Source organism: Pseudomonas sp. Tul2A7 (assembly GCF_054790505.1).
In genome coordinates, this window is record NZ_CP186499.1 from 5,094,032 (window position 1) to 5,119,752 (window position 25,721).

32 protein-coding genes, 2 tRNA genes and 3 pseudogenes are annotated in these 25,721 nt (G+C 55.1%); 19 read left to right on the forward strand and 18 right to left on the reverse strand.

The window, feature by feature from the left end; all coding sequences use genetic code 11:
* Nucleotides 1–77 precede the first annotated feature (77 nt).
* The 5 genes from ACOYXJ_RS22785 (at nucleotide 78) to ACOYXJ_RS22805 (ending at nucleotide 4,729) form a co-directional block, all read left to right on the forward strand.
* Complete coding sequence (locus ACOYXJ_RS22785; protein WP_150708476.1) at nucleotides 78–971, forward strand: LysR family transcriptional regulator; 894 nt, start codon at nucleotides 78–80, stop codon at nucleotides 969–971.
* Between the two features lie 124 nt (nucleotides 972–1,095).
* Nucleotides 1,096–2,256 carry a radical SAM/SPASM domain-containing protein gene (locus ACOYXJ_RS22790; RefSeq protein ID WP_102898984.1) on the forward strand — a complete coding sequence of 387 codons (1,161 nt, stop codon included), beginning with the start codon at nucleotides 1,096–1,098 and terminating at the stop codon, nucleotides 2,254–2,256.
* Nucleotides 2,257–2,383: 127 nt separating this feature from the next.
* Entirely contained in the window at nucleotides 2,384–3,409 is a 1,026-nt protein-coding gene (locus ACOYXJ_RS22795; protein WP_460371591.1) for a GlxA family transcriptional regulator, read from the forward strand.
* A 478-nt stretch (nucleotides 3,410–3,887) separates the two neighbouring features.
* Nucleotides 3,888–4,253 carry a DUF6124 family protein gene (locus ACOYXJ_RS22800; RefSeq protein ID WP_460371592.1) on the forward strand — a complete coding sequence of 122 codons (366 nt, stop codon included), beginning with the start codon at nucleotides 3,888–3,890 and terminating at the stop codon, nucleotides 4,251–4,253.
* A gap of 119 nt (nucleotides 4,254–4,372) precedes the next feature.
* Complete coding sequence (locus tag ACOYXJ_RS22805; RefSeq protein ID WP_460371594.1) at nucleotides 4,373–4,729, forward strand: DUF6124 family protein; 357 nt, start codon at nucleotides 4,373–4,375, stop codon at nucleotides 4,727–4,729.
* A 209-nt stretch (nucleotides 4,730–4,938) separates the two neighbouring features.
* Here the strand turns inward: ACOYXJ_RS22805 and ACOYXJ_RS22810 are convergent, their stop codons facing one another.
* Nucleotides 4,939–5,967: an alpha/beta fold hydrolase gene (locus ACOYXJ_RS22810; protein ID WP_460371595.1), complete on the reverse strand. Its 1,029-nt coding sequence runs from the start codon at nucleotides 5,965–5,967 to the stop codon at nucleotides 4,939–4,941.
* 319 nt (nucleotides 5,968–6,286) lie between these two features.
* Between ACOYXJ_RS22810 and ACOYXJ_RS22815 the strand changes: the two genes are divergently transcribed.
* Nucleotides 6,287–6,361, forward strand: a tRNA-Gln gene (locus ACOYXJ_RS22815).
* A gap of 114 nt (nucleotides 6,362–6,475) precedes the next feature.
* Here the strand turns inward: ACOYXJ_RS22815 and ACOYXJ_RS22820 are convergent.
* From ACOYXJ_RS22820 to gstA, 3 genes are all read right to left on the reverse strand, one after another.
* Entirely contained in the window at nucleotides 6,476–8,464 is a 1,989-nt protein-coding gene (locus tag ACOYXJ_RS22820) for a peptidase U32 family protein (protein WP_460371597.1), read from the reverse strand.
* A 211-nt stretch (nucleotides 8,465–8,675) separates the two neighbouring features.
* Nucleotides 8,676–9,056 (reverse strand): RidA family protein, encoded by a 381-nt coding sequence (locus ACOYXJ_RS22825; RefSeq protein WP_150708470.1) that lies wholly within the window; start codon nucleotides 9,054–9,056, stop codon nucleotides 8,676–8,678.
* A gap of 81 nt (nucleotides 9,057–9,137) precedes the next feature.
* On the reverse strand, nucleotides 9,138–9,749 hold the full coding sequence (gene gstA / locus ACOYXJ_RS22830) for a glutathione transferase GstA (protein ID WP_460371599.1): 612 nt from the start codon (nucleotides 9,747–9,749) through the stop codon (nucleotides 9,138–9,140).
* A 109-nt stretch (nucleotides 9,750–9,858) separates the two neighbouring features.
* Here gstA and ACOYXJ_RS22835 point away from each other — a divergent pair, with 109 nt between their 5' ends.
* On the forward strand, nucleotides 9,859–10,767 hold the full coding sequence (locus ACOYXJ_RS22835) for a transcriptional regulator GcvA (protein WP_460371601.1): 909 nt from the start codon (nucleotides 9,859–9,861) through the stop codon (nucleotides 10,765–10,767).
* A gap of 123 nt (nucleotides 10,768–10,890) precedes the next feature.
* Complete coding sequence (locus tag ACOYXJ_RS22840; protein ID WP_102898975.1) at nucleotides 10,891–11,304, forward strand: cupin domain-containing protein; 414 nt, start codon at nucleotides 10,891–10,893, stop codon at nucleotides 11,302–11,304.
* A 3-nt stretch (nucleotides 11,305–11,307) separates the two neighbouring features.
* Here the strand turns inward: ACOYXJ_RS22840 and ACOYXJ_RS22845 are convergent, their stop codons facing one another.
* Nucleotides 11,308–11,517: a hypothetical protein gene (locus ACOYXJ_RS22845; RefSeq protein ID WP_016983430.1), complete on the reverse strand. Its 210-nt coding sequence runs from the start codon at nucleotides 11,515–11,517 to the stop codon at nucleotides 11,308–11,310.
* 108 nt (nucleotides 11,518–11,625) lie between these two features.
* Between ACOYXJ_RS22845 and ACOYXJ_RS22850 the strand changes: the two genes are divergently transcribed.
* Nucleotides 11,626–11,760 (forward strand): hypothetical protein, encoded by a 135-nt coding sequence (locus ACOYXJ_RS22850; protein WP_460371604.1) that lies wholly within the window; start codon nucleotides 11,626–11,628, stop codon nucleotides 11,758–11,760.
* 232 nt (nucleotides 11,761–11,992) lie between these two features.
* The gene (locus ACOYXJ_RS22855) at nucleotides 11,993–12,541 is read left to right on the forward strand and encodes a serine acetyltransferase (protein WP_016983429.1); all 549 of its coding nucleotides are present in this window, start codon (nucleotides 11,993–11,995) and stop codon (nucleotides 12,539–12,541) included.
* 442 nt (nucleotides 12,542–12,983) lie between these two features.
* Here ACOYXJ_RS22855 and ACOYXJ_RS22860 read toward each other — a convergent pair whose 3' ends face one another.
* Together ACOYXJ_RS22860 and ACOYXJ_RS22865 are read right to left on the reverse strand one after the other, a co-directional pair.
* On the reverse strand, nucleotides 12,984–14,033 hold the full coding sequence (locus ACOYXJ_RS22860; RefSeq protein ID WP_460371606.1) for a tyrosine-type recombinase/integrase: 1,050 nt from the start codon (nucleotides 14,031–14,033) through the stop codon (nucleotides 12,984–12,986).
* Nucleotide 14,034: 1 nt separating this feature from the next.
* A pseudogene (locus ACOYXJ_RS22865) lies at nucleotides 14,035–14,277 on the reverse strand (DUF4224 domain-containing protein).
* A gap of 103 nt (nucleotides 14,278–14,380) precedes the next feature.
* On the opposite strand from ACOYXJ_RS22865, the gene ACOYXJ_RS22870 reads away from it, so the two are divergent.
* On the forward strand, nucleotides 14,381–14,590 hold the full coding sequence (locus ACOYXJ_RS22870; protein ID WP_460371608.1) for a hypothetical protein: 210 nt from the start codon (nucleotides 14,381–14,383) through the stop codon (nucleotides 14,588–14,590).
* Nucleotides 14,591–14,648: 58 nt separating this feature from the next.
* Here the strand turns inward: ACOYXJ_RS22870 and ACOYXJ_RS22875 are convergent, their stop codons facing one another.
* Nucleotides 14,649–14,843, reverse strand: a complete 195-nt coding sequence (locus ACOYXJ_RS22875; protein WP_460371610.1) for a hypothetical protein — start codon at nucleotides 14,841–14,843, stop codon at nucleotides 14,649–14,651.
* Nucleotides 14,844–14,892: 49 nt separating this feature from the next.
* Entirely contained in the window at nucleotides 14,893–15,162 is a 270-nt protein-coding gene (locus ACOYXJ_RS22880) for a hypothetical protein (protein WP_460373006.1), read from the reverse strand.
* A 442-nt stretch (nucleotides 15,163–15,604) separates the two neighbouring features.
* On the opposite strand from ACOYXJ_RS22880, the gene ACOYXJ_RS22885 reads away from it, so the two are divergent.
* Nucleotides 15,605–16,342 (forward strand): hypothetical protein, encoded by a 738-nt coding sequence (locus ACOYXJ_RS22885; protein ID WP_460371612.1) that lies wholly within the window; start codon nucleotides 15,605–15,607, stop codon nucleotides 16,340–16,342.
* A 213-nt stretch (nucleotides 16,343–16,555) separates the two neighbouring features.
* On the opposite strand, the gene ACOYXJ_RS22890 is transcribed toward ACOYXJ_RS22885, so the two are convergent.
* Entirely contained in the window at nucleotides 16,556–16,768 is a 213-nt protein-coding gene (locus tag ACOYXJ_RS22890) for a hypothetical protein (RefSeq protein WP_460371614.1), read from the reverse strand.
* Nucleotides 16,769–16,817: 49 nt separating this feature from the next.
* On the opposite strand from ACOYXJ_RS22890, the gene ACOYXJ_RS22895 reads away from it, so the two are divergent.
* From ACOYXJ_RS22895 to ACOYXJ_RS22905, 3 genes are all read left to right on the forward strand, one after another.
* Complete coding sequence (locus tag ACOYXJ_RS22895; protein WP_460371616.1) at nucleotides 16,818–17,240, forward strand: hypothetical protein; 423 nt, start codon at nucleotides 16,818–16,820, stop codon at nucleotides 17,238–17,240.
* 133 nt (nucleotides 17,241–17,373) lie between these two features.
* Nucleotides 17,374–17,619 carry a hypothetical protein gene (locus tag ACOYXJ_RS22900; protein ID WP_460371618.1) on the forward strand — a complete coding sequence of 82 codons (246 nt, stop codon included), beginning with the start codon at nucleotides 17,374–17,376 and terminating at the stop codon, nucleotides 17,617–17,619.
* A 196-nt stretch (nucleotides 17,620–17,815) separates the two neighbouring features.
* Nucleotides 17,816–18,070, forward strand: coding sequence for a hypothetical protein (locus ACOYXJ_RS22905; protein ID WP_460371620.1), 255 nt, complete (start codon nucleotides 17,816–17,818; stop codon nucleotides 18,068–18,070).
* A gap of 31 nt (nucleotides 18,071–18,101) precedes the next feature.
* Here the strand turns inward: ACOYXJ_RS22905 and ACOYXJ_RS22910 are convergent.
* Nucleotides 18,102–19,024 (reverse strand): annotated as a pseudogene (locus tag ACOYXJ_RS22910) (DNA cytosine methyltransferase).
* Nucleotides 19,025–19,155: 131 nt separating this feature from the next.
* On the opposite strand from ACOYXJ_RS22910, the gene ACOYXJ_RS22915 reads away from it, so the two are divergent.
* Nucleotides 19,156–20,253 carry a hypothetical protein gene (locus tag ACOYXJ_RS22915; RefSeq protein WP_460371622.1) on the forward strand — a complete coding sequence of 366 codons (1,098 nt, stop codon included), beginning with the start codon at nucleotides 19,156–19,158 and terminating at the stop codon, nucleotides 20,251–20,253.
* 199 nt (nucleotides 20,254–20,452) lie between these two features.
* Nucleotides 20,453–21,130: a hypothetical protein gene (locus ACOYXJ_RS22920; RefSeq protein WP_460371624.1), complete on the forward strand. Its 678-nt coding sequence runs from the start codon at nucleotides 20,453–20,455 to the stop codon at nucleotides 21,128–21,130.
* Between the two features lie 97 nt (nucleotides 21,131–21,227).
* Here ACOYXJ_RS22920 and ACOYXJ_RS22925 read toward each other — a convergent pair whose 3' ends face one another.
* Nucleotides 21,228–21,470 carry a hypothetical protein gene (locus ACOYXJ_RS22925; RefSeq protein ID WP_460373008.1) on the reverse strand — a complete coding sequence of 81 codons (243 nt, stop codon included), beginning with the start codon at nucleotides 21,468–21,470 and terminating at the stop codon, nucleotides 21,228–21,230.
* A 235-nt stretch (nucleotides 21,471–21,705) separates the two neighbouring features.
* On the opposite strand from ACOYXJ_RS22925, the pseudogene ACOYXJ_RS22930 reads away from it, so the two are divergent.
* Nucleotides 21,706–21,990, forward strand: a pseudogene (locus ACOYXJ_RS22930) (hypothetical protein); the annotation flags it as partial.
* A gap of 41 nt (nucleotides 21,991–22,031) precedes the next feature.
* Here ACOYXJ_RS22930 and ACOYXJ_RS22935 read toward each other — a convergent pair.
* From ACOYXJ_RS22935 to ACOYXJ_RS22950, 4 genes are all read right to left on the reverse strand, one after another.
* The gene (locus tag ACOYXJ_RS22935; protein WP_460371626.1) at nucleotides 22,032–22,697 is read right to left on the reverse strand and encodes a hypothetical protein; all 666 of its coding nucleotides are present in this window, start codon (nucleotides 22,695–22,697) and stop codon (nucleotides 22,032–22,034) included.
* 236 nt (nucleotides 22,698–22,933) lie between these two features.
* Nucleotides 22,934–23,389, reverse strand: coding sequence for a hypothetical protein (locus ACOYXJ_RS22940; protein WP_460371628.1), 456 nt, complete (start codon nucleotides 23,387–23,389; stop codon nucleotides 22,934–22,936).
* Nucleotides 23,390–23,517: 128 nt separating this feature from the next.
* Nucleotides 23,518–23,682: a hypothetical protein gene (locus tag ACOYXJ_RS22945; protein ID WP_460371630.1), complete on the reverse strand. Its 165-nt coding sequence runs from the start codon at nucleotides 23,680–23,682 to the stop codon at nucleotides 23,518–23,520.
* Nucleotides 23,683–23,894: 212 nt separating this feature from the next.
* Nucleotides 23,895–23,982 (reverse strand) — tRNA-Ser (locus ACOYXJ_RS22950).
* A gap of 122 nt (nucleotides 23,983–24,104) precedes the next feature.
* Between ACOYXJ_RS22950 and ACOYXJ_RS22955 the strand changes: the two genes are divergently transcribed.
* Nucleotides 24,105–24,776: a Bax inhibitor-1/YccA family protein gene (locus tag ACOYXJ_RS22955; protein ID WP_095118699.1), complete on the forward strand. Its 672-nt coding sequence runs from the start codon at nucleotides 24,105–24,107 to the stop codon at nucleotides 24,774–24,776.
* An 85-nt stretch (nucleotides 24,777–24,861) separates the two neighbouring features.
* Here the strand turns inward: ACOYXJ_RS22955 and ACOYXJ_RS22960 are convergent, their stop codons facing one another.
* Both ACOYXJ_RS22960 and ACOYXJ_RS22965 read right to left on the reverse strand, forming a co-directional pair.
* On the reverse strand, nucleotides 24,862–25,179 hold the full coding sequence (locus ACOYXJ_RS22960; protein WP_095118700.1) for a YceK/YidQ family lipoprotein: 318 nt from the start codon (nucleotides 25,177–25,179) through the stop codon (nucleotides 24,862–24,864).
* Between the two features lie 57 nt (nucleotides 25,180–25,236).
* On the reverse strand, nucleotides 25,237–25,674 hold the full coding sequence (locus ACOYXJ_RS22965) for an Lrp/AsnC family transcriptional regulator (protein ID WP_007915449.1): 438 nt from the start codon (nucleotides 25,672–25,674) through the stop codon (nucleotides 25,237–25,239).
* Nucleotides 25,675–25,721 lie beyond the last annotated feature (47 nt).

Genomic DNA, 25,721 nt, shown 5'->3' on the forward strand with positions numbered 1-25,721 from the left:
GTATTTGCAGCTGACCGATAAACGCGCAAGCTTGGCGTTCACTGTTTGTAAAATCCAAACAATCGGGGGGGCGCAGCTTGGACCGTTTTGACGCAATGCAGGCCTTTGCCCGAGTGGTCGAGGCGGGGAGTTTCACCAAAGCGGCGGAAACCTTGCACATGAGCAAGACCACCGTGACCCAACTGGTTCAGCAGTTGGAGGCGCGGCTGCGGGTGAAATTGCTCAATCGCACCACGCGCAAGGTCAACGTCACCGCCGATGGCGCCGTTTATTACGAACGGGTGATCAAGTTACTCGCGGATATGGACGACGCCGAAACCAGCCTGCCCGGCGCGGCGGCGTTGCCCAAAGGGCGATTGCGCGTGGACGTTCCGAGTCCGTTCGCACGGTTGATTCTGGTGCCGGCGCTGCCTGAGTTTCACGCACGTTATCCGGACATTCAGATCGACATGGGCGTCAGCGACCGCATCGTCGACATCATTGATGAGAACGTCGACTGCGTGGTGCGCGGGGGCGAACTCATGGATCTGTCGCTGATGGCGCGCAAGGTCGCTGATCTGGAACTGGGCGTGTTTGCCGCGCCGCAATACCTGGCCCGCGCCGGTACGCCGGCGCACCCACGGGACCTGGAAGACAGCCATCATCGGGTCGTCGCTTTTCTCTGGGCACGCACCGGCAGACCGGTACCGTACGCCTTGCACAACGCCAGCGAAAACCTGCAAGTCAAGGGGCGTCACGTGTTGGCAGTCGATGACGGCAACGCTTATCTCGCGGCAGGTTTGGCGGGCATGGGGGTGTTATGGCTGCCCAAATACATGTCTGCCGCCCACGAGGCGCGCGGTGAGCTGGTGCCGCTGTTCGAAGACTGGAAACTCGCGCCGATGCCGCTCTACATCGCTTACCCGCCGAACCGGCATGTCAGTCTGAAATTGCGTGTGTTCATCGATTGGGTCGTCGAGTTGATGGCGTAGCAGCATTGTGGTGCAGTTATTGCTAGCTGCTGTGCCAGTGCCGTCAAAATACCAACACAATCAGGCGACTTGAAAGCCCGTAGTGATGAGATGCATGGCTTTCAATTCTAGGAGCTTCACCCGCATGAATATGTACATCGATATCGTCGGTGCGTGCAATCTGAGCTGCCCGTCTTGTCCAATGGGCAACTCGGAAAATCTCAATTTCAAAAAAGCCATGCAGCTCGACATGTTCAAGCAGATTGTCGATAAGGCCAAGACAGAGGGCGTCAACACGATTTACCTCTATAACTGGACCGAGCCGCTGATTCATCCAAAAATTGGCGAGTTTATCGAGGTCATCAATGCTGCCGGCCTGGGCAGCGGCATCAGCACCAACCTGAACCTCGCCAAGAATATGGAAAAGGCCTTGATGGCCGAGCCGAGTTACTTCCGTATTTCGCTCTCGGGTTTTTACCAGGAGACCTACGAAAAGGGCCATGTTGGCGGCGATATCGAAGTTGTAAAACAAAACATGATCGCCCTGCAGGAGATCAAACAGCGCCTCGGTCTGAGGACCCGCGTTGATGTTTACTATCACCGCTACCTGGATAACATCGAAGAAGAATCACTGATGCGCGAGTTCAGTGAACGTCTTGGCTTCATGTTTACCACCGGGTATTCGGTGATGATGCCGCTGGAGAAGACACTGGCCATTGTCGAGCGTGACCCGTCTGTCACGCCTACCGACCTTGATACCCTGAAACGCCTTGCACTGCCGCCGTACGACGATCTCGTCAACGTCATCCAGAACTTTCCCAAGATGGCGTGCACGCTCAAGGATGACTGGCTGGTCATCGACTGCAATGGCAACACGGTGCTGTGCTGCACGATCTTCAATCAGACCGAGTATCAGGTTGGCAAGTACCTCGACATGCCGCTTGCAGAACTGACGCGGCGCAAATCCACGCAGAAAAACTGTGTCGACATGTGCGACCGCTGCGCCAATAAAGGCCTGCATATCTACTCGATGCATCCCAATCAGGGAGTGCTGGAGCGCCACGCGGTGAATCGCATCATCGATTTCGAGCACTTCGCCAGCCAGGGTCTCACGGTGGACAGCGAGCGGCTCGGGCGTGCCGGCGAAGTCAGCGCAGAAAACTTTGATGAAGCCCAGTACCTTCGATTGAATGACGATGTCAGGATCGCGATTTCCCAGGGATCGTTCTCCAGCGGCTATCAACACTACGTGCTGTGTGGGCGTCTCGAGGGGCGTTTAGGCGCCGGGTTTTTCTCGGCTGTTTGAGTCTGGATTCGGATCGCTGCCATCGCCCCAGTGGTGGCGCAGGTCACTGCGTCACCCGCCATCCACCACAGGCGTGATTGACTCTTTCACCGATCAAGCCAACTATCGGCGCATAACAACATGACCGATGGACCATAACTTGATCGAACGACGCCAATTCAGCGGAGGCATGAAGGGGAAAAACCTCCGCTATCTGAATGAGCAAGGCGCGGATGACACGCGCCTGACCCGCACCGGTTTTCTGCTGCTCGAGCACTTTTCACTGCCGGCCTTTACCCAAGCGCTGGATACGGTTGTCACCACTAATCTGCTGCGCCCGGGGTTGTTTTCGTCGCGCACGTTTGGCTTGGGCGACGGTGAAGTCATCAGTGACCTGGGCCTGGTGATCCGCCCCGATGCACGTCTGGATTCGGCCGCGCTGGCGCAACTGGATCTGCTGGTGGTGTGTGGCGGGTATCGCACCGAACTGCGCGCGAGTGATGAATTCATCGGCTTGCTCAGATCAGCAGCGGACCGCGGCATCTCGCTCGCCGGGTTATGGAATGGCTCGTGGTTTCTCGGCCGCGCCGGGTTGCTCGATGGCTATCGTTGCGCGATCCACCCGGAGCATCGCCCGGCGCTGACCGAGATTGCCAAAGCTACCCATGTCAGCAGCGAACCCTATGTGATTGATCGCGATCGCCTCACAGCGTCGAGTCCGTCCGGCGCTTTTCATATGGCACTGGACTGGATCAAGGGCTTGCACGGCAAAGCCTTGGTCGAGGGTATCGAAGACATCCTCGCGTTCGAGGAATCGCGCTACCGCCGGATCAAACCGGATGAAAACCTCTGCGTCAGTGCGCCGCTGCGTGAAGTGGTGAAGCTGATGGACGCCAATCTGGAGGAACCGCTGGAGCTGGAGCAACTGGCGGTGTACGCCGGGCGCTCCCGCCGGCAATTGGAGCGTCTGTTCAAGGAGCAACTGGGCACCACGCCGCAGCGCTATTACCTGGAACTGCGCATCACCGAAGCGCGACGGTTGTTGCAGCACACTGAGCTGTCGCAAGTGGAAGTGCTGGTCGCGTGCGGCTTCGTCTCGCCGAGTCATTTCAGCAAGTGCTACAGCTCATATTTCGGCTACAGACCTTCCAAAGAAAAACGGCTGGTCAAATAACGACAGCCGTTTCCCAACCAGAGTGCACCGCGCAATCACACGTCGGCGTACCTTTCCCAAACACCTCGGTCGGTCCCCTCTCCCTTTGGGAGAGGGCTAGGGTGAGGGGCTTTTAAACGCCATCACCTACGCACGTTTAACTTACACGCACTGTTACGCCATAACGGCTACAACACCTTGCGCCGTTGCCTACGCGTACGCCAGAATCCGCCGGCTTACGCGCCTTGAGGCGGGCTGTATCGTTTCCCTGTCACTGCAAAACAGTGATCGGGTTTGGTAGCCCGTTTTCTAAGCGTTATGCGCCGCTATATGCAGTCTCTTTTCGGGGCTCGGTTTTTTATGGTGGCCATGCGTGGGGCTCCTTCGGGAGCGCCGGGGTTTACTCGCTTAGACCGGTCTACCAACCTGCGCAATGGTCACCACCTCGTTTGGTAGCGTGAGTGATGGCTCCCTATTTTTTGCTAAGCGAGTGTCATCTATGTTCAAAATTACGCCAAACCCGCCAGAAACCGATCCAATCCCCTACGACGCCGCGCTCGAACCTCAAAACATCAAAGAGGCCACCGACCGCGCGATCAATTTCTACCTCAATCCTTCCGCGCTGAAGACTTCAATACCCACCCGCAAAACCGGCAAGATCTACCTGATCGACCCCACGGTGGATAACGAAACACTACTCGTCGAAGCGACTGAAACCTTGGCCTCGGCCAGTGACATGGCCCGTGAACTCGCCGATTCGATTGACCCTTCACAGCGCAAAAAGATGCTGATCCTGCAACAGGTGATCATGCTCAGTGAGCTGGTGGTTGGTCGAGTTCTGGATAACCAGCGCTTGCCGCACTAGTCGCGATGCAGATGGGTGAGGGGGCTCGCTCCCTCATTGCACAGAAGCGTCCGCAATCGCGGCGCTTCACGCCTTCTATCAAAGAGCCGCAAAACGGTTCTTGTCTGGAGTTTCAGCAGATGTCTCAGCCACCCGAACCACCGGTCACCGACCTGGTGTCTCCGTACGCATCGCCCAATTCAAGAAAACTTCACGAAGCGGCAGAACGGGCGCTTGACCATTACCTTTTGCCTGCCGCGGTCATGGCCGAACCCTATACGCCGAATGCTCTGTTCATGGCCAACCCGCGAGCAGACACCGAGTCGCTGCTGACCAATGCTTGCGGGTCGTTGGCGTCCGCGTCGGTGATGCTCGGCAATTTTGCCGGGATGCTGGAGGGCGCAGATCGTCATACGCTGCTGGGCATTGCGCAAGTGGTCATGTTGGGGGAGTTGGCGGTGAACAAAGCGTTGGATCTGGTTGTGCCAACCGAGTGATCGTGCACGTTAGTCGGGGTTGAGGGTGTCTGGTCGGGCGTGATCGCGAGCAGGCTCACTCCTACATTTGAAATGCGTTCCCCCTGTAGGCGTTCGCCTGCTCGCGATGACGCCCGTTCAGGCAAAGCATCTGCAAAACGTGACAATCCCTTAATCCCATCCTCAAATAATCAAGCAGTCAGCCTTCGCGGCTGACTGCTTGTTTGTTTCTACAGGTGATCGGCGTCGATCACGGCTTTGGCAAACGCCTGCGGATCTTCCTGCGGCAAGTTGTGGCCAATACCGCCATTGATCAAACGGAACTGATACTTGCCGGTAAAGCGCTTGGCGTAATCCTCCGGCGCCGGGTGCGGCGCGCCGTTGGCATCGCCTTCGAGGGTAATGGTCGGCACGCTGATCGACGGCGCGGTGGCGAGTTTCTGCTCCAGCGCGGCGTATTTCGCTTCGCCTTGCACCAGGCCCAGACGCCAGCGGTAGTTGAACACGGTGATGTCGACGTGATCGGGGTTCTCCAGTGCCTTGGCGCTGCGGTCGAACGTGGCGTCATCAAACTTCCACTGCGGCGAAGCGGTTTGCCAGATCAGCTTGGCGAAGTCGTGGGTGTTCTTCTCGTAACCGGCACGGCCACGGTCAGTCGCAAAGTAGAACTGATACCACCACTGCAATTCAGCCTTGGGTGGCAGCGGGTTCTGCCCGGCGGCCTGATTGCCGATCAGATAACCGCTGACAGACACCAGCGCTTTCACCCGTTCCGGCCACAGTGCCGAAACGATGCCTGCCGAACGTGCGCCCCAGTCATAACCGCCGAGCACCGCTTGCTTGATCTTCAGCGCGTCCATGAAGTCGACGACGTCACTGGCCAGCGCCGCTGGTTGACCGTTGCGCAGGGTGTCTTTGGAAAGGAACTGCGTATCGCCATAACCGCGCGCATAGGGCATCAACACCCGATAACCCTTGGCCGCGAGCAACGGCGCGACTTCGTCGTAGCTGTGAATGTCGTAGGGCCAGCCGTGCAGCAGGATCACCACCGGGCCGTCTGCTGGGCCGGTTTCGGCGTAGGCGACGTCGAGCATGCCGGCCTTCACATGCTTGAGCGGGCCGAACGGCGAGGGCGCGGAATAGCTGACGGCGGAAGGTTCTGCGGTTTGCGCCTGAGCGCTGCCAAAAGCGCCGAACAACGACAAAGCCAGAATCGACAAACCGAACGCGGTTTTGCGGGTGTGCAGTGCCATCTTCATGGTGACGTCTCCTTTGCGAGCCTTTGGCCAAGGGTTCTGAATGAACACCTGAAACCTTGAGTGCAGTTGAACGCGGAGACGTATCTGGCCTGTGTCGAAGAACGGCTTTGTTGAAAGTCGATGTGTCGCAGTGGGGGTCGTACACAGTGTGATACACGGCGGCTAAACCGACTCCCCCCGGAGCTGATTCAGCCCAAAATAATAAGTCGCTGTTTTAAAACAAAAAATATTTCACTTCGCGCTTCCCAAAGCCAAAAAACCTTGGTAAATTGCGCCCCGTTCTCACAGCGAAACTAACGGAGTAGCTGGAAAGAGCAGTAGGGGCGTCGCCAAGCGGTAAGGCAGCAGGTTTTGATCCTGCCATGCGTTGGTTCGAATCCAGCCGCCCCTGCCATATTCGAAAAAACGCCAACTTCGCAAGAAGTTGGCGTTTTTTTATGCCTGCGATTTGGTGGATTCGCAGAAGGGCGAGCGAGTACGGCGCCGAAGCACCGTACTCGCCAACCACTCAGTGCGGTGCGCGCGGGATGGTTTTCATCAGGTCTTCGGGGCTGATGTGGCCGACCACGCTGCCCGGTTGCGGCAGGTTGAGGATGTGGCCTTTCATCTTGCCGATGATGTGCATCTCGCACGGCTTGCAATCGAACTTCAGCGTCAGCACTTCATCGCCGTGGATCAACTGCATCGGTGCAACCTTGGTGCGCACGCCGGTCACGCCTTTGGCCTGTTTCGGGCACAGGTTGAAGGAGAAACGCAGGCAGTGCTTGGTGATCATCACCGGCACTTCGCCCGGCTCTTCGTGCGCCTCATACGCCGCGTCGATCAGCTTCACGCCGTGGCGGTGGTAGAAGTCGCGCGCCTTCTGGTTGTAGACGTTGGCGAGGAACGTCAGGTGTGAATCCGGGTACACCGGTGGCGGGCTGGTTTCGGCTTTACGGCCGCCACGCGGATGCGCAGCGACACGGGCGGCGGTCAGGGCTTCGATCACTTCACGACGCAGCGACTTGAGCTGCGAGTTCGGAATGAAGAACGCCTGTGGCGCATCCAGTTTGATGTCGGTGGCGTGGTACTGCGTGGTGCCGAGCTGACCGAGCAGATCGCGCAGCTGTTCCAGCGCTTGCTCAGGCTTGTTGGCCACGCCGAACGGACCGGCGAGGGTGACGCTGGCGCTGATGCCTTCTTCACTGGTGGCGGTGACTTCCAGCTGCTCTTCACGCAAACGCGCGACCCAGCTCAGGGCCACGCGACGCTCGGAAGAGGTCTTTTGCAACGCCTGTTGCCAGTTGTGATCGAGGTTACGATTCAACGGGTGGTTCGGGCGCAGCTTGTACAAGCCTTCCGGCATTTCGTTCGGCTCGACGCGATAGCGGTAGCGCTTCTCGCCGTCTTCTTCGAACTCGCCTTTGGCTTCAGCGATGTTGGCGCGGAAACCGACCACTTCGCGTTTGACCAGCACGTTGAGGCCATCGCCATTGGACAGCGGCTCGTGGGTCACGACCTGCATGTCACGCTTGGCGACTTTCTCGACTGTGCCCACTGGCAGACCGGTGAAGGTTGGCGAGTCGAAGGCACCGATGTCGATCTTGCGATCGGTGACGAAATAATCGGTGCTGCCACGGTGGAAAGTCTTTTCCGGATCGGGCAGGAAGAAGTGCGCAGTGCGGCCGCTGGAAGCGCGGGTCAGATCCGGGCGGTCTTCGAGCACGTCGTCGAGGCGCTGGCGGTAATAGGCGGTGATGTTTTTCACATAGCCCATGTCCTTGTAGCGACCTTCGATCTTGAACGAACGCACACCGGCTTCGACCAGGGCGCGGATGTTGGCGCTCTGGTTGTTGTCTTTCATCGACAGCAGGTGTTTTTCATAGGCGATCACGCCACCCTTTTCATCTTTGAGGGTATACGGCAAGCGGCAAGCCTGCGAGCAGTCGCCACGGTTGGCGCTGCGCCCGGTCTGCGCGTGGGAAATATTGCACTGGCCGGAGAAGGCCACGCACAACGCGCCATGAATGAAGAATTCGATGGCAGCGTCGGTTTCGTCGGCGATCGCACGGATTTCCTGCAGGTTCAGCTCACGGGCCAATACCAGTTGCGAGAAACCGGCCTGATCGAGGAACTTCGCTCGCTCCAGGGTGCGGATGTCGGTCTGGGTCGAGGCGTGCAGCTCGATCGGCGGAATGTCCAGCTCCATCACGCCCAGATCCTGAACGATCAGCGCGTCGACCCCAGCGTCGTACAACTGATGAATCAGCTTGCGCGCCGGCTCCAGTTCGTTGTCGTGCAGGATGGTGTTGATGGTGGTGAAAATGCGCGCGTGGTACTTGCGGGCAAATTCCACCAGTTCGGCGATTTCGCCGACTTCGTTGCAGGCGTTGTGGCGTGCGCCGAAGCTCGGGCCGCCGATGTACACGGCGTCGGCGCCGTGCAGGATCGCCTCACGGGCGATGGCGACATCGCGGGCAGGGCTGAGCAATTCCAGATGATGCTTGGGCAAGGACATAGTTTTTTTAGTCAGGCTGTCACGGTTAGGCGCGCATTCTACCCGTGAAACGCGCGCCCGGCACGCCTGTGCTGCCCGATGGCAGCTGACACTGCGCAACCCCGGTGGGAGCGAGCCTGCTCGCGAAGGGGCCATCACATTCAGCATCAATGGGGACTGAACGGACGCTTTCGCGAGCAGGCTCGCTCCCACAGGGGGTGGCGGTGTGAAGTCAGGCCTTGGCGGCCATCGCAGTCACTTCCACACGCATGCCTTCAACCGCCAGCGACGCCACACCCACCGCTGCACGCACCGGCCATGGCTTGGCGAAGTAGCGTTTGTAAACTTCGTTGAATGCCGCGCGATCAGCCATGTCGGTCAGGTAAATGGTCAGGTGCATGACCCGGTCCATCGAGCTGCCGGCGCGCTCCAGCGCAACTTTCAGCGCTTGCAGGGTGCATTCGCTTTGCAGGGTGATATCGCCCAGTTCCAGACTGCCATCGGCACGGGTCGGAATCTGGGTGGACACCATGATCCCAGCGAAGGTCGCTACGTCGGAAGAAATGGAGTCTGCGTCCGGATCCGGGGTGAAGGTGATGTCTTGGCTGGCCATGTTGATCCCTTGTCTGAGCGAGTAAATCGCGCCAGTTTACAGATTCATTGGCGACATCGCCCGTTTGCGTATCGGCACGGATCAGACCGGATGCGTGGCTTGTTCTGCCGCGATGGCCGAGCGTACGCTTGGGCGCTCGGCTATGCGCTTTATGTAGGTCGCCAGTACCGGCCAGTTTTCAATGTCGATATTGAACGTCGGAAGCCACTGCAGGACGGTGAACAAATAGGCGTCGGCCACGCTGAATGTGCTCATCAGATAGTCCTGGGGGGCGAGTGTCTGGCTGAGAAAGTCCAGGCGCTTGAACAGTGTTTGTTTGAAGATCGCTTTGATCGACTCCGGGATCTCATTGTTGAACAGCGGCGCGCTGACGCCGTGGATTTCGCTGCTGATGAAGTTCAGATGCTCCTGCAAACGCGAGCGCTCCCACGTGCCATTGGCCGGCGCCAATTTATGCTGCGGAACCTGATCGGCCAGGTATTGAAGAATCGCCGGCCCCTCCGTCAATACCTCGCCGGTATCCAGCAACAAGGCAGCCACGTATCCCTTGGGATTGATCTCGCGAAAGTCGCGGCCATCGGCAGTGCGCTTGCTGTGGTTATTGACGCGAATCAGCTCGAACGGCAAGCCCAGTTCCCGCAACACGATGTGCGATGACAGCGAGCAGGTCATCGGCGCGAAATACAGTTTCATGGCAGATCCTTTTTGAAAGAAGGCGCCAGAATCCATCGTCACTGAGCGTTTCGCAAAGGTCATTTCAAGTGATAGCGTATGACAAAATCTCATGAGTGTTTAACGCCATATGGTCGCCAGACTACCTTCCTTGAATGGCTTGAGAGCCTTCGAGTCCGCCGCGCGGCACATGAGCTTTACCCAGGCTGCGCAAGAGTTGAACGTCACGCAAACCGCCATCAGCCATCAGATTCGCAGGCTTGAGGCGGAGCTTGGTGTGTCGCTGTTTTTGCGGCTCAAGGACGGCCTGGCACTGACTGAGGCCGGGCAGGCTTACTTGCCGGGCATCCGCTCGGCGTTTCATGAGTTGCGCTACTCGACGGAGAAGTTGTTCGCGACACGCGACAACACGGTGCTGACCATCAGCACATTAGTGTCGGTGGCGTCCAAATGGTTGTTGCCGCGTCTGCCGGCGTTTCAGCAGGCGTTCCCTGATATTGATGTGCGGGTCAGCGCCGCCACCGATCTGGTGGATTTTCGTCAAGGCGGGATTGATGCGGCGATTCGTTATGGTCGCGGTGACTGGAAGGGCTTGCGTGCGGACTGGCTGATGTCCGATGAGATCTTCCCGGTGTGCAGTCCGGCCTTGCTCGAGGGTGGGAAGGCCTTACAGACGCCGGCTGACCTGGCCAACCATACGATGCTGCAAGTCAGTGGCATGACCGCCGCAGACTGGAACACCTGGCTGAGCGCGGCGGATCAGCCAGCGAAACTGGCCAAAGGGTCGCGGCTGACCTTCGACTTGGCGATGATGGCGGTGCAGGCAGCCGTTGACGGGCAGGGCGTGTGCATCGGGCGCTCGACCTATGTCGACGACGACCTGCGAGCCGGACGATTGGTGGCGCCTTTCGCTTTGCGCCTGAAGGATGATCTGGGCTTCTATCTGGTGACGCCCCATGAAACCGTCAACTCGAAGAAAATCGTCGCCTTGAGGACATGGCTGTTGGCGCAGTGCCAAAGCGGCGAAACGTTTGTATAAGCGTGTATCAATCCCGGCCGGATACACATGCCAATAACAAACAACGGGTTCACGACACATCCACGCTACATGCCCCGCACACAGTAGAGGTCACACCACCACTACGTACAAGAGGGCTACATCATGCGCCGTCCATTCTTTCTGGCAACCACCGTCATTCTCGCTTCCCTGACCGGCATCGCACAGGCCGCTGACACGCAACCCAAGAGCTGGCAGCAAGGACTTAGCCGCACCGATCTGGTTCGCCAGGACCTCGGCGCTGCGGATCGCGAAGTGATCCAGGCGCGGGTCGATTTCGATTCCGGCGTGGCTTCACCAAGGCATGCACATCCGGGCGTCGAGGTGGCGTACGTGATCAGCGGCACTTTCGAATATCAACTGGAGGGCAGGGCACCGGTGACGCTGAAGGCGGGTGACTCGCTGTTCATCCCGGAAGGGGTTGCGCATATCGCCAAAAACATTGGCTCGGACAAGGGCTCGGAGTTGGCGACTTATATTGTGAAGAAGGGTGAGCCCGTGTTGATTCTCAAGCCGTAAGACTCAATGAAGTGTCACCGCTCGGCGACTCTCGCCGATGCGGATTCGGTCGAGCGCCCGGTTCAAGGCATCCAGCGCGTCGAGCAGCGCTTTGGCTTCTGCTTCTCGACCATCGCCCCACAGACGTTCGGCCATTTTGTTCAAGGCCTGGATGGCGCGCTCGATGTCCGCAGCGGTGGCGGCCTCTCGGGCGACGGGTGGTTTTTTCGGCATTCGTTGCTGTCCTGCTGGCAAAAAGTATTCGCCGGAGAAAGTTTGAATTAGTCAGTTGCCTGCCCGGTCAAGAATCATGAACGCAGTCAATCTGACGAGGTAACAGCAATGACTATCCAGGCAGAGACACTCGTACAACTGACCGAAGCGCTCAAGGAGCGCGGTTTGAGTCTGGTTGCAGATGTCCACTTCACTCGCGCGCCTTATCGGCAGAATCACCGCTGGATCTGCGCGGTGGCGTAGCGATCCGAATGGGCCGGCGGCCTGAGCCAGGAGTTTACCGCCGGCGGCTCATGGATTAAACGGTGCACTTCCCTGAATTGACTTGCTTGCACTGAAGGCAATGCTCTCTCCATCCCACCACTTTTCCAGATAACGATCGGGCATAACGATCTGTATCGATACTATTTCAGCCCTGACATAATCCGCCTCATGATTAACGCCGTCACAATCGGCCAATATTTCGGAAAGATAAATGAGGGATTTCAAGGAGCTGTGCGCTTACCTGAAGGAGGAAATTGCTACCAAGGAAGACGGCAGCGTAAAACTGAGCACCCTGATCAACAGGGTTCTGGCCAAGGAACGGTACCACTACGTTTTCTGGTTCAGGATTGCCCAGTACCTGCACAACAAGCCTCGCGGGTTCTGGAACTACAAGAAGTGGGCAAAGCGGATAAATCGAAAACTGATCCGCGAGCACAACATCGATATTGGTTTGTCGGCACAAATCGGTCCGGGTATCTGCTTCTCGCATCGCATCGGCATCGTCATTACCCATCGGGCCATCATCGGCCGAAACCTTCGCCTACGCCAGAACACCACCATCGGTTCCAAGGACTACACCCAAGGTCACGTGCGCCTCGGTGACAACGTCGAAATCGGCGCAAACGTCTGCATCGTCGGTGAAATCAATATCGGCAACAACGTGACGATCGGCGCCCAGGCGTTCGTGAACAAGGATATTCCAGACAACACCGTGTATTACACCGAGTACCGGCCGACTTATCGGGCCAAGCCGAAGTAAGGTGATGGTTCAGTTGCCGAGCGTTAGGAACGATGAGGCTCTGGATGATTGGGGGGTGTAGATAAGATGGTGGGGGGATGGGGGCGACTTATGGATCTCGCGGTGTTTTTTTCGTCCGCCATATGAATCTAAAAAGCTCTGGCAGGTTCGCCAGCCGTTCGGGGCTGTTCTCCGGCATGTCGGGCAAAAAGCCGCAAGAATCTCAAACGCCAGAAACGACAAAGCCCTGAATAATCAGGGCTTTGTCGGTACCAAATATGGCGGAGGCGATGGGATTCGAACTCATGGACCTGTTACAGTCGACGGTTTTCAAGACCGCTATGGAAAGCCGCCGAATACGCGGCGTCAGACGTTTTTTCGTTCCAATACTTTTGTCTTGCAGCACCTCTACAGACCGCATTCTACAAGAGGCGTGTTTCGAGTTATGGAACGCATTTTTTGCCTATTTCGAGGGTTTGGCGATCGCACCGACACGGCGATAAACCCGCTCAGTAATGTCGCCTTTTGTGTGCCCGAGCAACAGGCTGGCGTCACCGACATCGCTGATTTCCGACGCCGCTTTCGGCCGAATATCCCGGAACTGGAATTCACCGATCCGCTTAGCCAGCAGCTCGTCTCCCTGCTCAAGAGCTTCCAGTTTTGCCTTCTCTCGCGCCGCGTCCCATCGCTTCCTCAGCATCGTCGCAGTCATCCGTTTACCACTCCGGTTGATGATCAGGTAGCTCGAAACGTGAGCAGCGTTTCGCTCTGTGATTGCCGCGATCAAAATGCTCAGGCTGTTAGCCTTTCCGGCGGTCGTCATCTGAATGCGCAGCTTCTTGTGCATCTTGTTCTGCTGAACAGTCAGATATCCGCCTTCAACATCATCCTTCCGCATAACCAGCACATCTGCCGGCCTTTGCCCGGTCAGATAGGCCAGGTCCATCGCTTCCTTCAGCTCCTGAGCTGCCTTCTTGTACACCGCCTCCCAAACCACATCATTCGCGTAATAGTCCCTCGGCGTCTCATTGTTCTTGCGCACGCCTTGGCAGGGGTTTTCCTTCGTCGTCAGTCCCCATTCCCGAGCAATGTTGAAAATGTGGGAGAGGGTCGCAATCTCACGGTTAGCCCGAACTTTCGCCGATCGCGCATCGCGGTACCCAGCAATCGTTGCTGGCGTGATTGAGTCGATCGGGGCGCTGTCGAACATCGTCCGCAGTTGTTTGATCTCCGCCAAATTGTCCTTTTGCGTGCGTGGTGCTTTCTTTGGCACCACATCACGAATGTACCGGTCGAAGATTCCCTTCATGGTGCGCAGGTCGAGCGGTTTTTCCTTGGCTTCGAGTTCGGCCCACTTCAGCCGAGCTTTGTCGAGATCCTTGCCCAGAGGAATGTCGTTGCCGAGCAGGTCGCGGTAGTAATACGCGGTCCAGGTACTACCGTTTTTGCGCTTCCGTGAGCGCTTGTACATACGAGGGGGAAGATGCTGGTGCTCGGTCTTGCGGGGGCGCATATCAGTTCACTCGCGAATAGTCTGGCGTCCATGCCGGCGCGGCCGGCGGCGGGTTCGGATCAGCAATCGTGGGGCTGATCATCCCCAGCTTCATACGGGCATACATCCGACCCACCAGCGGGCGCTTGCCGCGGCTTTCGACGAACACCCACTGGCGGTCAATCAGCTAGCGCCGCTGGTAGGCCCGGGCCTTGTAGCCGGTGAGTTCGGCTAGTTCATCGTCGGAGAGGATTTCGGTTTCCATGAGGTATTACTCCATGCCGCGCGTGGCGGCAGAAAGTGGTTGATATTGTGTGGTTGCGCTTTGGCTACAGTTGATTGATGCGCAACTGGTGCGGAGTATTCGGATGTTCAGCAAGTATCCCGAGCAAAAGCAAAGCCTGACGGTACTGGGGGCGCTCGGTGCCGCACTCCTGACGCTGGGAATATTTCTGGTCGTCATCGATGCGGTTGGTGGGTTTATTTTCGTCGTCGCGGGAGGCGGCCTTGTCATGTTGGCGTGGGTGGCGAGTGAGCGAACATTCGAGAGAGTGCTGCGAGTGCTGAACTGGTTATGAGTGAGTGATTCCCCGCAGCACGGCCGCACACGGGCAGGTTGTTGAGTTGGGTCATGTGTTACGGGTACTGGCGTTTAATGCGATCGGCGATGCCTTCGAGCTTTTCCGCCATGTACCGCATGTCATTGTTATCGCGGCGGGAGACGACGCCCGATCGCCTAACGTTGCGACCGTCGATGATCCAGGCTGCTAATAGGATGATTGCGGATTCGAACCGACGCCTAAGCCAGCCGGTGTGTGGGACAACCTTCATCGCCACGGCCCCCTGCAGATCAGGAAGGCCATGTAGAGCGGGGCGAAGATCATGGCGTCACCTCGCGTCGCGCCCACCAACAGACCGGGCCATCGTCAGTGTCGTGAATCGATAGGCAGAACCAGCCTTCGCCATCTGGACGATCCGGTTCCCAATAGCCGCAGTCCGGATTTTGGGAGTCAAAGTAGCGCTTCGATATCTTGTCCGGGGCGTCCTCAATGCTGGACATCTTCACAACTAAACCCTGTTCGGTGAGCCATTTCTTGCACTTGTCGCCGTCACCCTCATCGAAAGACGGCAGATCCGGGTGCCAGAACATGCCGTTTTCATCCCGCTTTACCGGCCAGTGTTTGATAAGTCCAACGCGAGCGACGCGCTCAATCTCTGCTAGCAGCAGGGCTGCTGCCTTCACAAGGTCGCGGCGCCGATCTGCACTCGGGTTGGAACTCCCCGACTACACGGGGCCAGGCCGTGCTCAGGCTCGCGGCTTCCCGGCGAGGCTTGCATAGGTCGACGCCGCTTCGGCAAGTTCGCCATTGACGTACTGGTCATCGCGATACAGCGAAAAGCCTCGAGGGACATTTGGCGTTGCCGTTCGGCCATGACATCCCGCGCTGCGCTGTTGAGGCGAGTTTCGTTTTCTTCAGACATGACTTCGTCCTTGCCGCTATAGCGGCTGACTTTGAAGGGGGAGGGAGGTACGAATTTCTACTCGTAGTTTTGGTAGAGTGGCGCCCAAAAATTTGGCAAGGATGATCGAGATGCGTCGTTTACAAACATACTGGAATGGTCAGGCCGAGTGGTGGCGCAGTCGTAGCCTAGAGTGGTGGGCTGCACATCTCACCGCGTTTTATGTTGGTGGCGCAATCATCATCATGGGAGCGAAATTTGAAGATTTGATACTTCTTAAATTGAATGAAATTGGCGATTTTGCTGCAGGAGTGTTTGGCCCGGTCGCATTTATGTGGTTGGTGCTCGGATATTTGCAGCAAGGAAAAGAGCTTAGGATTAGTTCAGATGCTTTGCGCATGCAGGCTGATGAGCTAAGGGCCTCGGTGATGCAACAGACTGAAATGGTAAAGGCCCAGAATTCTAGCCTTTTGCACCAAGAAAGACTGCTTGAACCATTGCTAGAAGTATCCTTTGAAGAGAGCATTACTCATTTTGATGAGGGGGAGCCAATTTCAGTTGACTCATTCTTGATAGTCAATCGTGGAAACTATTGTGAGCATGTATTCGCTATGGTTTTAGTTGGTGGAGAAGAGGCCGTAACTTATCGTTTGCCACCCTTCAATAAGGATTCATCAAAAACCCTAAATGTTGTGGATAGAATCAGCATGCATGAACACTGTGAAATTCAAATCCATTATAAAAAAACTAGCGGAAAGGAGGGGGTTCAGCGATTCACTTTATTTAAGTACTCATCGCCAGATGGCATAAGCGTGCAAGTAATTAAACAACCACTACAGGGTGAAAGTTTTCCTAGGGTCGGATGTTAGTTCGGATCTAGGATCTTTATTTTGAGCGGAAGACGGGAAGGGCGCCGGCGTGTTCGCGTACGGCCTGCATGCCCTCTTCGTCGTAACCCCAGATGTTACTGGCGTTGAACCGCTCAGGCCCGAGATAGCCAGTGTACGCTCCCCGGTGCAGATGTAATCGTGAAAGGCTTCGACCACTGCGCGGAGCGTTCCTACATGGTCAAAGCCGCGCCATCAGCCACCCCAATTGGTTTTTTGCGTGAAGATCCGCCGTGCGCTGTAATCTTCGATGAACCATACCTTGCCCGTCTGATCGACCTCTATGCTGGCGTAACGATCGGCAACTTGGTTGAAGAAGCGGCGGCCATGGGTACCTATGATCCGGATAGCGTGGTTGACGTGCTCGACGCGTTGGCGCTTCAGATCGAGGTTGTTTTCTGTGGGCATGGAGATACCTCGCGGCTATAGTCGCCAGAAATGGATTGGAGTTGAATTCGTGCTTAGTTACCTGAACTACAAAATCGCGCTACGAAAAATTGCAAAAGCCGAGCTGGATCTTGAGATGCGGCGGCCTGCAAACTCTGTTCAGGCCAATGAGTCCGGAGAGATGGCAAATTACATCAACGAATCGGATGATTTGTACGAGTGGAAGCGCCTGATTCAGACAGACTATTACCGCAGTAAAGCCGACCGTCTCCTAGTACCCATGCCTTCATTCGATGATCCGAAAATGTATGCTCGAGTTGAATGGGATAAGGATGTTTTGGAGCCTAGGTATTTAACCGATGACGGGTTGCGAGCTATTCGTGCGGCTATTAGGGAAGAAGAAAAACACCGACGAGAACGAGTTAGCTATTGGTTCGCGATAGCGGTTGGTCTCATCGGGTCGATTGCCGGGCTGATCTCTGCATTCAAGTAACCAATGCGGGCAGCTTGCACATTCTCGGTAAGTGTGGTCGCTGGTAGGGATCCATACTGTCCTATACCCGGGCGGTGGAGGGTGGTGAGGGATCAGCTACAATTGATTGGTTAATTACAAGGAGGTGTGAAACATGACGTGTTTTATCTGCAACGGAACCGCCACATCGCATCCCGTAATCGGGGACTTCTACGATCGTGAATGCGCTGAATGTGGTCGATACTTAATCAATAAGGGCCTTCTCGCCGAAATAAGCGGAAAAAATCAAAAGCTGGACATCGATCGGACCCGGGCCTGCATTGCTGAGTTTTTGAATGCAGGTCTTCAGGCCGTCATCTCAAAAGCTGAAGTCGCGAAATACCAACTCATTGCTGGTTAACACCATGATCCTCGCCGGCTGGCGTGATTCGTAGAACTGGGTTATTTGTGTTCGGCCCGGCATATAGCCGGATCAAGGAGAACTCTTTGGATGCTGCAGTAGCAGGTCTCATCGGCGTGGCGATCGGCGCCATAAGCTCGTTGGGTGCTGTTTGGATACAGGCGCACTACCACACTAGGAGGGAGCGTGCAAAGCAGTGCTGGATTTCGCTATTCGCCACAGAAGTGAGGCCTTTGAGTACGCAGACAGAATTGAAGACCAATGTGCAATCGCACCGCTGGCAGTCCATGTGCACTATCAACAAGCTATTTTGAGCTTGATTGAAGCGAACGCGATTACAACCGACTCGTTGGAAAAGCTGCATCGCGAAAACGAGTTGGTGTACATGTCTATCGTTGAGTCGGATCAGGCAAGATCATCGGCCAGAGTTGAGCAGCAACGAAATCGTTAAGGGATTACATTGGCGTGGCATTTTTTGGCGCTTATGCGGCTGCCTTGAGTGCCTCAATGATTCGCTGACCTGCGAGCGGCGGGACGGCATTTCCGGCCATGTGCATAGTCAGCCTATGGTTGTCCGGTCGCAGCGTGTCAGCGGGGAACGACATGGCGGCGAGCACCTCATTCGCCGAGAGCATGCGCATCTCGTTGCCGCGAACCAAAGCCCAGCGGTCCAGCGAGGTGATGTCCGATCGGTCGATTAATATGGCGGCCAGTCAGTCCGGAGTCTTTGCCGTAGTGGGGCATGATGAACTGATCACCAAAGCGCTCTCGCCCGTTGCGCGCCCGGTCGAGCGTTGCTTGTGCACGTCCTGGCTTCTCGATTCGGTGACCAGCGGCCTGAGTCGAACTGGAGGAAGCTGGCGGCAGGAACGTGCTGGCGCCGGTGCAGCTTGAGCATCAGCGGCAGTTTGCTTCGGGTACATACCAGGAACAGGCGCACTCGATGCTGTGGCACGCCGAGATCGGTGCAGTCGACTACTTGCGGGGCAATCATGTATCCCAACGCAGCCATTGCCTGCGATCAAGCTGGATACAGAGCCCAGTCTGTAAACTCTTCAACGTTCTCGATCAGGGCCACTTCCGGTTTGTGGTATTCGGCGGCGGACACAACCGCCCATGCCGTCGAGCGTGATGCATCGTGCTTTGCATTGCCTGACTTCTTGCCCCGAGCCCTCGAATGACCCTGGCAGCAGGGCGACGCGAGCATGATGTCGTGAGCGGGAATCTTCGACCAATCCGCCTGATGCAGGTCTTGGCAGATGTGGATCGCTCCCGAGTGGTTGGCGCTGTGCCACTCGACGGCGACCGGCCAGTGGTTGGCCGCCCAGATAACGTCGATGCCGGCGGTGCGGGCACCGGTTGACCATCCACCGAGACCGGCGAACAAATCGATTTCGGTGGGCATGGGATTTTCCTGTTATGGGAAATTTTAGGATGGTAGTTATTTTTTGTGGGGAGCTCTGAACCTCTATTCGAATTTGATGGTTCCGACTAGAATGCGCGTCACAAGGATAATATTGAAAAACTCGATAAAAAATGGGAGCGGCTAATTTGATTGAGGATTTCACTACGGCTGTAAAAGCACAGTTATATGAAAGAGTGAGTTCTCCGCTGCTAAGCTCTTTTGCATTATCGTGGTGCGGGTGGAACTACAAATTTTTATTGGTTGTTTTATCCGGCATGTCGAGTCATGAAAAAATTGTTTATATAGATATGAATATATTCCCAAGTGTGTGGAGTATTGTCATGCATGGAGCAGCTCTGCCGCTGATTACGTGTCTTTTTCTTATATTTTTGTATCCAATTCCAGCTGAATATATCTATAAGCACGTAAAAATTCAGCAGAGGCGATTGAAGGAGATTCAACAGTCTATTGATGATGATAGTCCACTTTCTAAAGAGCAAGCTAGAAAAATCAGAAGGGAGGCGTTGGGAAGTCAGCTTAAGTATGAAAGTGAAATTGACTCAAAAATATCCGAAAACTCAAGATTAAAAGAGCTGGTCTCAGAGCTACAACAAAAAGTCGACGAATTCGCAAAAGTGCCAGTTAATTCTTCGCCGCAGGGTAGTGAGGAAGCTATTTCATCGAAAAAAAATGAGTTGGTAGATGAGGGGGCAGATTTCTTGGCTGCTTACAACGAGGTTAAAAATAGCCCGCTACCTTCTGAACATGAAAGTGTTTTAAATGATTCGGATACAGTTAAAAGTAATAAAGACCTTGATGGGCAAGTAAGTCGTAATATTCTTAACTACATTAATAGTCGTAATTTGTTTTCGGGCTCGACTTTTAGAGTTTTAGCGGAAAATGGTCAACTTAAAATTCTCATAGCTCAACCTGATGGGACTTTTTTCCCATATATTACTTCGGTATATACCGAGGATACGGCTGGTGACGTGATTACGTCAGTAAGAAGCGCTTTGGCGAGTGATTTGCCTTTGACTGACAGTGTTCTAGATCATGTCAGTGAGTCGTATGCTAGGGACGAGACGTATGAGATTGTCAAAAGTATGGTGCTGAAAGAGCTTTCTATGGGTGTAAGCGTTTCGGATATTAGAAAGAAACTGGTAGCTAAAGGTGTTTTACCAAAGATTATTAGTGATGCTATTACTGACATTAAGAATTCCTTGTCTTAATTTCTATGCTGCACCTGCCTGCTGATACAGCTGATGACTTGAACGCGAAATCGTTCACGCTGGCGCTTTGAACCAGTGCCAGGCAGTGCTTGATCTTGCGGATCGCGCTCGAGCTTATTTTCGTCGACCTGTTAAACGGACATAGGGATACCCTGAGTAATGCCTTCGTGCGATCATTTGAAAATAACCGGGAGGATTTATGAGAGCTGCAGCAACTAAGCGTTTCGATGCTTTAACTGCTTTTTTGGTTTTTTCTTGTGTATTAATTGTTGTTGTTTTAGCGGTTGCGATATTTGCCTATAGATATAAGTTCGGCGGCGACTTGTCAGCTAACTCTAGCGATTGGTCGAATTTTGGAAGCTATATCGGCGGCGTTTTTGGTCCTCTTATTTCCTTTGTTACACTGTTGGCTGTTTTGAGGACAGTCTTTCTGCAGAGGGAGTTATTGGAGACTCAGCGTGATGAGTTTCAGGAAATGCAACTTCTTCAACGCGATACGTTCCTATCTCAGAAAGAACAGTTAAGGCTTGTAGCGGAAACAGCAGAAAAAGATCAATACAATCGTACGCTGGATCATCTCTTGAGCATGGTTGATAGACATGTATCCCTGTACGAGGGAATCGTCGATAGAACGACACAAGGCGTCCAGACGCTAGCTAATTGGGCATTTGAGGGAAAGCCGGTTAAACAAGAGCAGCTTTTGATGCTTGCTAACAAAAATGATCGACATAAGAAAACACTGGATAGCCTTGCCTGCCTTTCTATAGATTTATCACTAACTCAGTTCAGCTCAATTCCCGAGATGCGTGAATATTATCGATCTGAGATGTACAAAATCTTGGAGAATGAATCAAGCTCAAATGACGAGAGCGAATAGATGTGCTTTCCTAGTCCTCAAGGCGTATCGAGCTGAGAGCCACCTGTATAGACTTCGAGTTTAGAATTTCGCAACAGTAGGCACATGTAGGCACACGTTATTCGTCAAGAATGACGCGAAGGGATTCGCGGTCAAAAGCGAGTTTCAATTTCCGCGACACGTTTTCAGGTATCACGTATTCGTGTTGCGGCGGCTCAAGCAGGGGAAGGGCGCCGCCCGGGCCACGGCTGTGCAGGTGGTGAATCATCAGCGTGATTGTCTCGCCTGCTTCCTCGATGCCGCTCCAGGCCATCAGCTCCGCAAGTGCTTGGCACGTACCGGGCAGGCAGTGCAACCTGATTTCCTCTTCGCCGCGCTCCTTCCTCCTCGCCGCGGCTTTCCGGGCGCACGCAGATCGTGCGGATGAACTTCATTGTTACCAACACCGGCAACATTCAGCTCAAGATTGACCCGGCGATTGTGGTGGCCTCGCGAGCTTACGTCGACGCGGCCATTCTTGAGGTTTTGCCGAAGAACAAGACGCCGGGCCAATTCACGCGCGTCAAGGTCAACGATCGCGGCCTTTTTGTTTCGGGCGACAAAACGCCCGCTTGGCGGCGGGCGTTGCCACTGCTGATCTGCGCCTGTCAGTCCTACTCGACGCCACCACCGGCGCCGGCAACGGAACGCTGTCAGCCACCACCGCCACCGGCGGCATGGTTCATGGCCCCACAAGAGCCGAACTTGTCCCAGCGCATGCTCAACGAATTATCGCCATCACCGACACCGACACCGACACCGACACCGACACCGACACCGGCGACAGGGGGCTGATCGCGCTGAAAGCGTGCCAGGCCTACGTGAGCGCCCTCACTAAGTAATTGCTGCCCGGTGTTCCTAGTTGGTAAGTACTCTGAAAGATTCAGTCGTCAAAAACTGTATTCATGCTTTTCGACTTTCTAGATTCGAACAGTTCACCCAGGTTCTTACTTGTGTCATTAAATCTGGCTTTCCAGCCTTCAACGGTATTGTCTTCTGATTTCTGGATGTAAACGTTTACTAAACTGTTATGTAGGTAGTGCACTGACGTCAAGTACTCTTCGAGTGCAATAATTATTCCGGTATGCTCTTTGGTTGAGGCTTTGCTCAGTGTGGCCCCCCAAAACTTGAGCTCGCTGCAGGTCGCGATAAGGGATTGAGAGTGATGCCTCAAGTCGTTGTAATCATCTAAAACTTTTTCTAGGCTGGACTTGGCCTGCGCATCACTTGGAACAATCATTCCTGCTGCTGGGACGAGTCCAAACAATGTTCCCGTAATTCTAACAGTAGCCGCCTCTATGCTCACGAGGCACGAAATATAGAGCTTCTTAGTGTGGTATGCATCCTCACGAACTTTCTGCCGATGCCATCCGATATAAGTTACGACAGCGAGCAAGAGGGCTACTGCTGTGGCAATTCCAGATAGTGCATCAGCCCAGCCAGATGGTTGAAGCAACCCTTTTACCCAAAGACAGGTGAAAAAACCGGCAGCGAAAGAGAAAGCAATCACCACGGGTTGAAGGAAGCGTCGTACCGAGTAAGCGGCCATGCGTCACCTGGATTCCATTTTGGAAATCCATTGTGGCGCATGGCCTGAGAATTTGGGAGATCAGGCCGGAAGGTGTCACACGCGGGCCGTCCTTGGCGCAAACATCCGTACCACTTTTTGTACCATTCCTGCGTTTTTTAGGGGGCTAGGGGGTTGAATGCACCCTGATGCCCTTTAAAACCCCCGACCCAAAAACGCCAGCAAATCCGCACATACCTATTTTTTCAAGCCGAGTTTCAGCGCAGAGTTGGAGCTGGCAATTTCGTCACAAAACCTTTACCGGAGCAGCTCGTGCAGTCGACGCGATCGCCGAAACGATCGAGTGTGTAGACCTTGCCGTCGTAGGCGAAGGAAGCGCCGCGCGGTTCATCACTTTCGAAGTGGAAGATTGACCGGCTGATGGTGCCCAGTAGATTCCCGTTGTCGACTTGAACGACGTCATAGGTCGAGGCGCCGCGGTAGTGTCCGGGAGAGTTCTGCAACTCCTCGACGGCGTGCCAATACGCTGCGTCTGCTATCTCGTTCATTTCGAACTGCTCAATCTGGTTGATCAGGCCCTCTTCGAGGAGCGTGGCTGCCATCTCATGGAGGGTTTCCCTATGTCCCTCTGGGTTTTGCATGTGGAAGTCCTGGTCATCGAGAGTTGTTCGCCATCGCTGGAGCCGGAGTGTTTTCGCTTGGTCGAAATTCATGCTGCGGGATTCGCTGTACAAGTGCTGTGTGCATGTACAGTGATCTAGGCGGGGCAGGTGGGCGAGGGTGAGGCGACGAGCTGTTAATCTGGTGTCATTAAAACTGCCAAGGTCATCTTGATGAGTTCTTAGTTCTTGTCGATTGCCCAGAGGGCACCGCGGACATTTTCGGCCACATCGGCCGATCCGCGCTGCTCGACCCAGTTGGATAATTCCATGATGGCGGCTTCGAGGGCGAGTTGGTTTTCGTTGATTTTAAGGAGAAGGGAAGGGAGCAGGTCGGAGTTGGGCATTTTTGGTTTCCTTGGCAGCCAAAGAATCAGCGTAGCACCGTGTTACATGAAGAGTGTTTTACGTTCGGCAGGACGCCATAGAAGGGGGAAAAACGAGGCGAGTTATGGAACGCATCCATAAAAGTATGGAACGCATCTGGCACGAAGGAAATTTTTCAGGACGCCAGAAACGACAAAGCCCTGAATAATCAGGGCTTTGTCGGTACCAAATATGGCGGAGGCGATGGGATTCGAACTCATGGACCTGTTACAGTCGACGGTTTTCAAGACCGTTGCCTTAAACCACTCGGCCACACCTCCGTTGCGTTGCGGGCGCCATAATACCTGAATGAAACACACTGTCAAACTCTCTGCATGGCTTGTTACAGAGCGTCTGTTATGATCTTTGCGACTGAACGTTTCAAACCAACAGGAGTGTCGCCATGCGCGAACAGGATTACGCAGTTAATAACAGCGTGCAGGCTGAGCAGCTAGAGGTTAGCCGCGTCCTGCGCAACACTTACGGCCTACTGGCTCTGACCCTCGCATTCAGCGGCGTCATGGCTTTCGTCGCACAGCAGATGCGTGTTGGCTACCCGAACATTTTCGTGGTGCTGATCGGCTTCTACGGGCTGTTTTTCCTCACCAACAAACTCCGTGATTCCGCGTGGGGCCTGGTGTCCGCTTTTGCGCTGACGGGTTTCATGGGTTTCCTGCTCGGCCCGATCCTCAACCGTTACCTGGGTATGCAGGGCGGCGCTGAAGTGGTCAGCTCGGCGTTCGCGATGACCGCGCTGGTGTTTGGTGGTCTGTCGGCCTACGTGCTGATCACCCGCAAGGACATGAGCTTCCTCGGTGGTTTCATCACCGCTGGTTTCTTCGTGTTGCTGGGTGCAACGCTGGCGAGCTTCTTCTTTCAGGTCAGCGGTCTGCAACTGGCGATCAGCGCAGGTTTCGTGTTGTTCTCGTCCGTGTGCATCCTGTTCCAGACCAGCGCCATCATCCACGGCGGTGAGCGTAACTACATCATGGCGACCATCAGCCTGTATGTATCGATCTACAACCTGTTCGTCAGCTTGTTGCAGATCTTTGGCATCATGAGCCGCGACGACTGATTGTTACGTGCAAAAAACAAAAAACCCGCTTATGCGGGTTTTTTGTTGCCTGTGACAATGTCGGTTGGCGCGGACAGGTAGTCGATCAATTGATGATGATGCTGCCGTCAGTCTGTTGCCTGTAGATCGTGTAAGGCAGCAACAAGGTGTCGAGCACCCCGGAAGCCACGGCATCAATTGCCCAACCGGGGAGGGCGGCGTTGTACTTGTTACCTTGGTCTATCGGCGCATGCAGGCTGCAGAAGTCATACATCACGCCGCTGTAGATCCTTGGCACCGCCCCACAATAGGATTTGTTCGATTTCAAATCGTCGACGGCGACCTGATCGTCGCGCATCACCGTCTGCACTGTCCCGCAACCGCCTAACATTAACGCCATCAGCATCACTGCTTGAACTTTCATACCGCCAATCCTTCGCCGGAAAAACCCCAATCTAAGCCAAACATGCAGAAAAAGCACTCACGCCATCGGGGGTAAGCGGCGTTTGACCGGGGTTTTCTTGACGATCGCCGTGTTGGTTTCAGCCAGCGTATTGAGGCGGTCGAGCAGCGTGTCCAACTGCTCCATCGAACGCACGTGCAGGCGGGCGATAAAGCAGTCCTCGCCGGTGACCTTGTCACACTCGGTAAATTCCGGAATCGACAGAATCTGGCGCTCGACCTCCTGCAACTGCCCCGGCAGCGGCCGTACCCGGACGATGGCCTGCAATTGATAGCCGAAGCATTTCGGGTCGATTTCCACGGTGTAGCCCTTGAGCACGCCACGCTCTTCCAGCCGGCGCAAACGCTCGGCCACGCTGGGCGAAGACAAACCACTGATTTGCGCCAGCGCCTTGAGCGAACGCCGTGAATCCTCCATCAGTGCGCTGATAAGAATCTGGTCGATATCGTCGGTCATCACTCAACTCCCGGATTAGGCGATTTCTAATAATCACCCTCGATAAA

Coding starts and splice junctions, on each gene's coding strand:
- ACOYXJ_RS22790 (WP_102898984.1), top strand. CDS start 1,096: ATGAATATGTACATCGATATCGTCGGTGCGTGCAATCTGAGCTGCCCG.
- ACOYXJ_RS22795 (WP_460371591.1), top strand. CDS start 2,384: ATGGACCATAACTTGATCGAACGACGCCAATTCAGCGGAGGCATGAAG.
- ACOYXJ_RS22800 (WP_460371592.1), top strand. CDS start 3,888: ATGTTCAAAATTACGCCAAACCCGCCAGAAACCGATCCAATCCCCTAC.
- ACOYXJ_RS22805 (WP_460371594.1), top strand. CDS start 4,373: ATGTCTCAGCCACCCGAACCACCGGTCACCGACCTGGTGTCTCCGTAC.
- ACOYXJ_RS22810 (WP_460371595.1), bottom strand. CDS start 5,967: ATGAAGATGGCACTGCACACCCGCAAAACCGCGTTCGGTTTGTCGATT.
- ACOYXJ_RS22820 (WP_460371597.1), bottom strand. CDS start 8,464: ATGTCCTTGCCCAAGCATCATCTGGAATTGCTCAGCCCTGCCCGCGAT.
- ACOYXJ_RS22825 (WP_150708470.1), bottom strand. CDS start 9,056: ATGGCCAGCCAAGACATCACCTTCACCCCGGATCCGGACGCAGACTCC.
- gstA (WP_460371599.1), bottom strand. CDS start 9,749: ATGAAACTGTATTTCGCGCCGATGACCTGCTCGCTGTCATCGCACATC.
- ACOYXJ_RS22835 (WP_460371601.1), top strand. CDS start 9,859: ATGGTCGCCAGACTACCTTCCTTGAATGGCTTGAGAGCCTTCGAGTCC.
- ACOYXJ_RS22840 (WP_102898975.1), top strand. CDS start 10,891: ATGCGCCGTCCATTCTTTCTGGCAACCACCGTCATTCTCGCTTCCCTG.
- ACOYXJ_RS22845 (WP_016983430.1), bottom strand. CDS start 11,517: ATGCCGAAAAAACCACCCGTCGCCCGAGAGGCCGCCACCGCTGCGGAC.
- ACOYXJ_RS22850 (WP_460371604.1), top strand. CDS start 11,626: ATGACTATCCAGGCAGAGACACTCGTACAACTGACCGAAGCGCTCAAG.
- ACOYXJ_RS22855 (WP_016983429.1), top strand. CDS start 11,993: ATGAGGGATTTCAAGGAGCTGTGCGCTTACCTGAAGGAGGAAATTGCT.
- ACOYXJ_RS22860 (WP_460371606.1), bottom strand. CDS start 14,033: ATGCGCCCCCGCAAGACCGAGCACCAGCATCTTCCCCCTCGTATGTAC.
- ACOYXJ_RS22870 (WP_460371608.1), top strand. CDS start 14,381: ATGTTCAGCAAGTATCCCGAGCAAAAGCAAAGCCTGACGGTACTGGGG.
- ACOYXJ_RS22875 (WP_460371610.1), bottom strand. CDS start 14,843: ATGAAGGTTGTCCCACACACCGGCTGGCTTAGGCGTCGGTTCGAATCC.
- ACOYXJ_RS22880 (WP_460373006.1), bottom strand. CDS start 15,162: ATGTTCTGGCACCCGGATCTGCCGTCTTTCGATGAGGGTGACGGCGAC.
- ACOYXJ_RS22885 (WP_460371612.1), top strand. CDS start 15,605: ATGCGTCGTTTACAAACATACTGGAATGGTCAGGCCGAGTGGTGGCGC.
- ACOYXJ_RS22890 (WP_460371614.1), bottom strand. CDS start 16,768: ATGCCCACAGAAAACAACCTCGATCTGAAGCGCCAACGCGTCGAGCAC.
- ACOYXJ_RS22900 (WP_460371618.1), top strand. CDS start 17,374: ATGACGTGTTTTATCTGCAACGGAACCGCCACATCGCATCCCGTAATC.
- ACOYXJ_RS22915 (WP_460371622.1), top strand. CDS start 19,156: ATGGGAGCGGCTAATTTGATTGAGGATTTCACTACGGCTGTAAAAGCA.
- ACOYXJ_RS22920 (WP_460371624.1), top strand. CDS start 20,453: ATGAGAGCTGCAGCAACTAAGCGTTTCGATGCTTTAACTGCTTTTTTG.
- ACOYXJ_RS22935 (WP_460371626.1), bottom strand. CDS start 22,697: ATGGCCGCTTACTCGGTACGACGCTTCCTTCAACCCGTGGTGATTGCT.
- ACOYXJ_RS22940 (WP_460371628.1), bottom strand. CDS start 23,389: ATGAATTTCGACCAAGCGAAAACACTCCGGCTCCAGCGATGGCGAACA.
- ACOYXJ_RS22945 (WP_460371630.1), bottom strand. CDS start 23,682: ATGCCCAACTCCGACCTGCTCCCTTCCCTTCTCCTTAAAATCAACGAA.
- ACOYXJ_RS22955 (WP_095118699.1), top strand. CDS start 24,105: ATGCGCGAACAGGATTACGCAGTTAATAACAGCGTGCAGGCTGAGCAG.
- ACOYXJ_RS22960 (WP_095118700.1), bottom strand. CDS start 25,179: ATGAAAGTTCAAGCAGTGATGCTGATGGCGTTAATGTTAGGCGGTTGC.
- ACOYXJ_RS22965 (WP_007915449.1), bottom strand. CDS start 25,674: ATGACCGACGATATCGACCAGATTCTTATCAGCGCACTGATGGAGGAT.